Origin of the sequence: Methanobrevibacter sp., assembly GCF_045541095.1 — an archaeon.
Lineage (GTDB): Archaea > Methanobacteriota > Methanobacteria > Methanobacteriales > Methanobacteriaceae > Methanocatella.
On the sequence record NZ_JAZQIJ010000091.1, the window covers coordinates 1 to 4,383 of the forward strand.

4 protein-coding genes are annotated in these 4,383 nt (G+C 31.7%); 1 reads left to right on the forward strand and 3 read right to left on the reverse strand.

Translation table 11 applies throughout. The annotated features are described in order from the left end of the window. The coding region (locus ACKI2P_RS03835) for a helix-turn-helix domain-containing protein (RefSeq protein ID WP_407375176.1) at positions 1 to 244 on the reverse strand (244 nt) is incomplete at its 3' end. 468 nt (positions 245 to 712) lie between these two features. Here ACKI2P_RS03835 and ACKI2P_RS03840 point away from each other — a divergent pair. After that, positions 713 to 1,192 (forward strand): CPBP family intramembrane glutamic endopeptidase, encoded by a 480-nt coding sequence (locus tag ACKI2P_RS03840; protein ID WP_407375178.1) that lies wholly within the window; start codon positions 713 to 715, stop codon positions 1,190 to 1,192. A gap of 27 nt (positions 1,193 to 1,219) precedes the next feature. Here the strand turns inward: ACKI2P_RS03840 and ACKI2P_RS03845 are convergent, their stop codons facing one another. Beyond that, positions 1,220 to 2,665 carry an asparagine synthase-related protein gene (locus ACKI2P_RS03845; protein WP_407375180.1) on the reverse strand — a complete coding sequence of 482 codons (1,446 nt, stop codon included), beginning with the start codon at positions 2,663 to 2,665 and terminating at the stop codon, positions 1,220 to 1,222. Positions 2,666 to 2,764: 99 nt separating this feature from the next. Then, complete coding sequence (locus tag ACKI2P_RS03850; protein WP_407375182.1) at positions 2,765 to 4,225, reverse strand: transposase; 1,461 nt, start codon at positions 4,223 to 4,225, stop codon at positions 2,765 to 2,767. Positions 4,226 to 4,383 lie beyond the last annotated feature (158 nt).

The window sequence follows — 4,383 nt, forward strand, 5'->3', positions numbered from 1 at the left end:
CCTGTTGAAGACTAGTGGACTCTGTTTCATCCAGATATGGTAATTCATTTTTAGTTTCTTTTAAGAAGTGATTTAATTCATTTTTAGTTGGAATTTTAGTAGAATCCTCACCATATTTGATCCTATATTTATTTAAAAGTTCATTATAGGTTTTACGAGCACAACCATAGTTCTTTTTAAATTCAACTTCTTGCTCAGGAGTTAAATGAAGTTTAACAACCAATCCTCGAATATATTCACCCAAATAAATCCATCCCCAAATTTTACATTTTTTTTAAGACATACAAAATAGTGTTATTTTTTAAAACTACAATTAAAATTACATTAATTGTATAATATAGCATTTGGTAATTACTTCTATATAAAAAAAGAGGGAGAGCGTTTGAGAAGTAATCGAATAACGAACTGAGAACAATTTTTTAAACCCAGAACAATTTTCACAACTCAAAGCAAATATTACAAATCCCACACAAAGAAAAGAGAGTACACTGAACAAAAATTCATAGACCTAAAATAGTCTCCAAATATATTAAATAAAAATAAACGCAATAAAATTAATTAAAAAAGATAGTACACCCAACTTGCAATTCATCCACGACCTAAAAGAGGTCATGGTATTCTTGCATTATTTAAGATAAACCGCATTTTCAATATTCATTTTTCACCGGTTTATCTGCTGGTCATACTGATTCCTGTAATAATATCAATAATTATGCAAAACTGTGAGTTGAACTTTGAACCGTATCCGTTTTACATTGTAAGCACTGTTGTCGCTACAATACTAACCGCATTTTGGGAAGAACTCTACTTCAGATATGTTGGATGTTCATTGTTTGAAGAGGAAAACGGAAAATACAGATGGTACAACGTTATATTCATGGCATTGATGTTTATGATGATTCACCTAATCAACATTGCATTCAACGGCCTTGATGCAACAGTTACCCAATTAATATTCACATTCGGATTAGGCATATTCTGTTTGGCACTTTATATTGAAACAAAATCACTTCTTGTTCCAATCATTGCCCATTTCTGTATAAACAGTGTTGCCGACTTCTTTACACTTTATTCAAGCAACACACCAGCTTATGTGGGAGATTTACAAGACCCAATATTGTATTTAGATGTAATAATAATGATTGTCATCAGTATTTATATACTTAAAAAGGGCAACCATTTGATTAGATAGTTATTAATTAACTATCTTCTCTTTAATTTACAAAAACTGTGAAATATCAGTATCCTTTACAATTTTCTTTCGCAAAATCTTATCAATGCCTGTTCCGTACTGGGCAGCTTTTTTAGGCCTGTATGCTATTTCATAGTCAAGACCCTCTTCAAAAGCAAGTTTTCTCAGGATGCTTTTTCTCATGTCATCATGCATTGAAACAATTTTTTTGTTGTCAGGAATGTTTAAGACCAGTTCAACCAGCTTTTTGTCAAGAAACGGCAGTCTCAATTCTACTGAATTGAGCATTGAGCATGCGTCGTCACGTTCAAGATTAACATGATACATGTTTGCCATGTCGTGGCGCAGGTCATAGTTTAAAGTTCCATCGACAAAGCTTTTGAGATATCTTTTATATCCACCAAACAGCTCATCTGCACCCTGACCTGAAATGGCTACCTTCAAACCGTCTTCACTGACCATCTTTGTTGCAAAATAAGTCGTAAGGCCGACACCGACCTTCATGAGATTATCGTCACCGATTGCATTTACGACCTGCGGCAATGCATCACGTATAAGCTCTTCTGTAACTTCACAGATTTTCAGCTCAAGATTAAGGAATTTTGATGCATATTTAGCAGCTTCAACATCCTTTGAGCCTTCCGCTCCAACTGCATAAAGAGTTATCTTAAGCGGAATGTTTTCAGACATCTCCTTTAAAAGCAGTGCCAGATATGAACTGTCAAGACCGCCTGAAAATATCACTCCAACATCGGTTAATCCTTCAATCCTTTTGGACAGGCTCAGCTTTAACATCTTGTCTATTTTAGCAACGTCACCTTCCATTACATTTTCATAAATCGCCTGGGTCGGAGCTATATCCTCCCAATTATATAGAATGTGTTCCGGTTTTAAAGTGAAGATATCTGTAAATCCGACCTCTTTCAAGGCCTGCCTTGTTGATGCAAATCCCTTAAGGCCGTCTTTCATACCGTAAAAGAGAGGTTTTACTCCTAACGGATCTCTTGTTATTGCAAGGTTTTCACCGTCAAAAACTGCAAATGCATAGTCCCCATCAATCAGACGTGTGGCCTGCTCGATTGCCTTAACCAAATCTCCCCTATTGTAAAAATCAATCAGATAAAGCAATGCTTCAGCGTCACAGGTAATTTCACTTTCAACACCTACCTTGTTGACCAGGTTTCTGATGGTTGCAAAATTATACAGCTCCCCGTTGAAAACCAAAGTGAGATTGCCATTGCTTACAGGCTGTGCTTTTGACTGCCTGTCATTTGAATCATATATTGAAAGGAGATTATGTCCAAAACCGAATGAATAATTACCTTCATCGTTAAATTTATCCAAATCAATGTCAATATTGATTTTATCTAGAAAAACGCCTGATGCATCAGGACCTCTGTTTTTAGAGGTTTTCAACATCTTTATAATATCATTACCTTTAAAATTACCTTGCAAACCAACTATAGAACACATAGTTATTTATTAGAAAGTAATGATACTTAAAATTGAGTGTTGGCATAAATTATTTGATTTTGAACATTTTTTAATTCTCCTTTTTTCATGAATATTTTATTAATTTAATGCTATGAACCTTATTGAACTAATAACCGAAAATAAATCCATTTTATTCTCTTTAATTAGACTAAATAATCTTATTAAATTGTAGGATGCTACAATGGTGAACATTAGGTTCTGTACTCTTTCTAATCCAGTTATTGGAATGTCATCATAATGATAAATTCTTTTAAAAGTTCCATTATGTGCTTCTACAGTTTTAGAACGTAATTTATATTCTTTTATTCCTTCTTCACTGGCCATTAATCGCTCAGTTTTATATGCAACTTCATGAACATATCTGGTTATTGTCCTATGGTTTTTAGTGAAACATATTCCTGCAAATTTACAATCTCTGCAAGCAAAATAGTTAGAATAGACTAATTTGAGTTTATTTCCTCCACCCTTTTCTGGTTTTGCATTATATTCTCCATCGAGTGTTAATTCATGTTTTTCTGGACAGATGACAACATTTTTATATTCATCAAAATCAAAATAATCTATAGCAAATTCGTTTTCTGGTAGATTACCAGAATTTTCCCGATTTTGCTGTGATGTGGGAATTAAAGCAGATATGCCAAGATTATCTAAATAATTCAAATTTGCTAATGTTAAATAGATTGTATCTGCACTAATTTTGCTTGGTTTGGAATTTAAATTAGTGAGGATTTGATTCATTAATGCTGGAATTTGATAATGATCTGTTGGATTTTGAACTGCATTCACACCACAAATCAATTTAGATTTTGTATCTGTTCCCAATTGAATGTTTAATGAAAATTTAGGATATTTTTGGCCTTTATCCTTTGTTTTCATTAATCTAGCATCATGATCATTCAAAGCCAGCGATATTTGGCCCGACCAATCAAGCAAACGCCACCAATGAAAAAGAATATTGACTTTTTCTTCATCAGATTTAGATTTATCGTTTAAAAATTTCCTTGCTGTTTTTCTAAGCTTTTTAATTTCATCTTTTGTTAATTCCTGTGCCATATAATGTCTTATTAATAAACTAAGGTCTTTTTCTTTAATTATATTGAAAGGAGAATTATATGCTTTCTTTATTGTTCCGTCAATTGCAATATGTTCATAATCGGTTAAACCGATTCTATTGGCCACAATTAGAATAAAACTTATAATCAATTGGTAAATTGGTTGAAAGTACTTACAATAATCACGTATTGTCCTGTCACTTGGTTCTAAGGAGTGTGAAATTAAATTGTATAATGTATTGTACTTTGCATTATAAGCTAATTGTACTGTGCTTGTTATTTTATTAATATATCCATAAAAAATTAGTTTTATCATATCTTTTAAATCAAATGGCGGTTTTCCAATATTTGATGTCTTTCGTTCAATTTTAAAGTATTTAAAAGTTCCATCAACGATTTCAGAAGCAAGATACATAAGTTGAAATTCTTCCTCCATTTCATCAATTTCCCTACTGAAATCTCTTAGAATATTACAATTTAGTATCATAATAACTAAAACTCCATAAATCTATTTAAAAAATTATAAAATAACTTATAATTAATTATATATTTGTAATATCTAATATAAATAGATTTTAATAACTTATAGTAAGTATAAAAAGTGGATTATTTTTATTTTTTAAAATAAACAAATATTATTAAAAT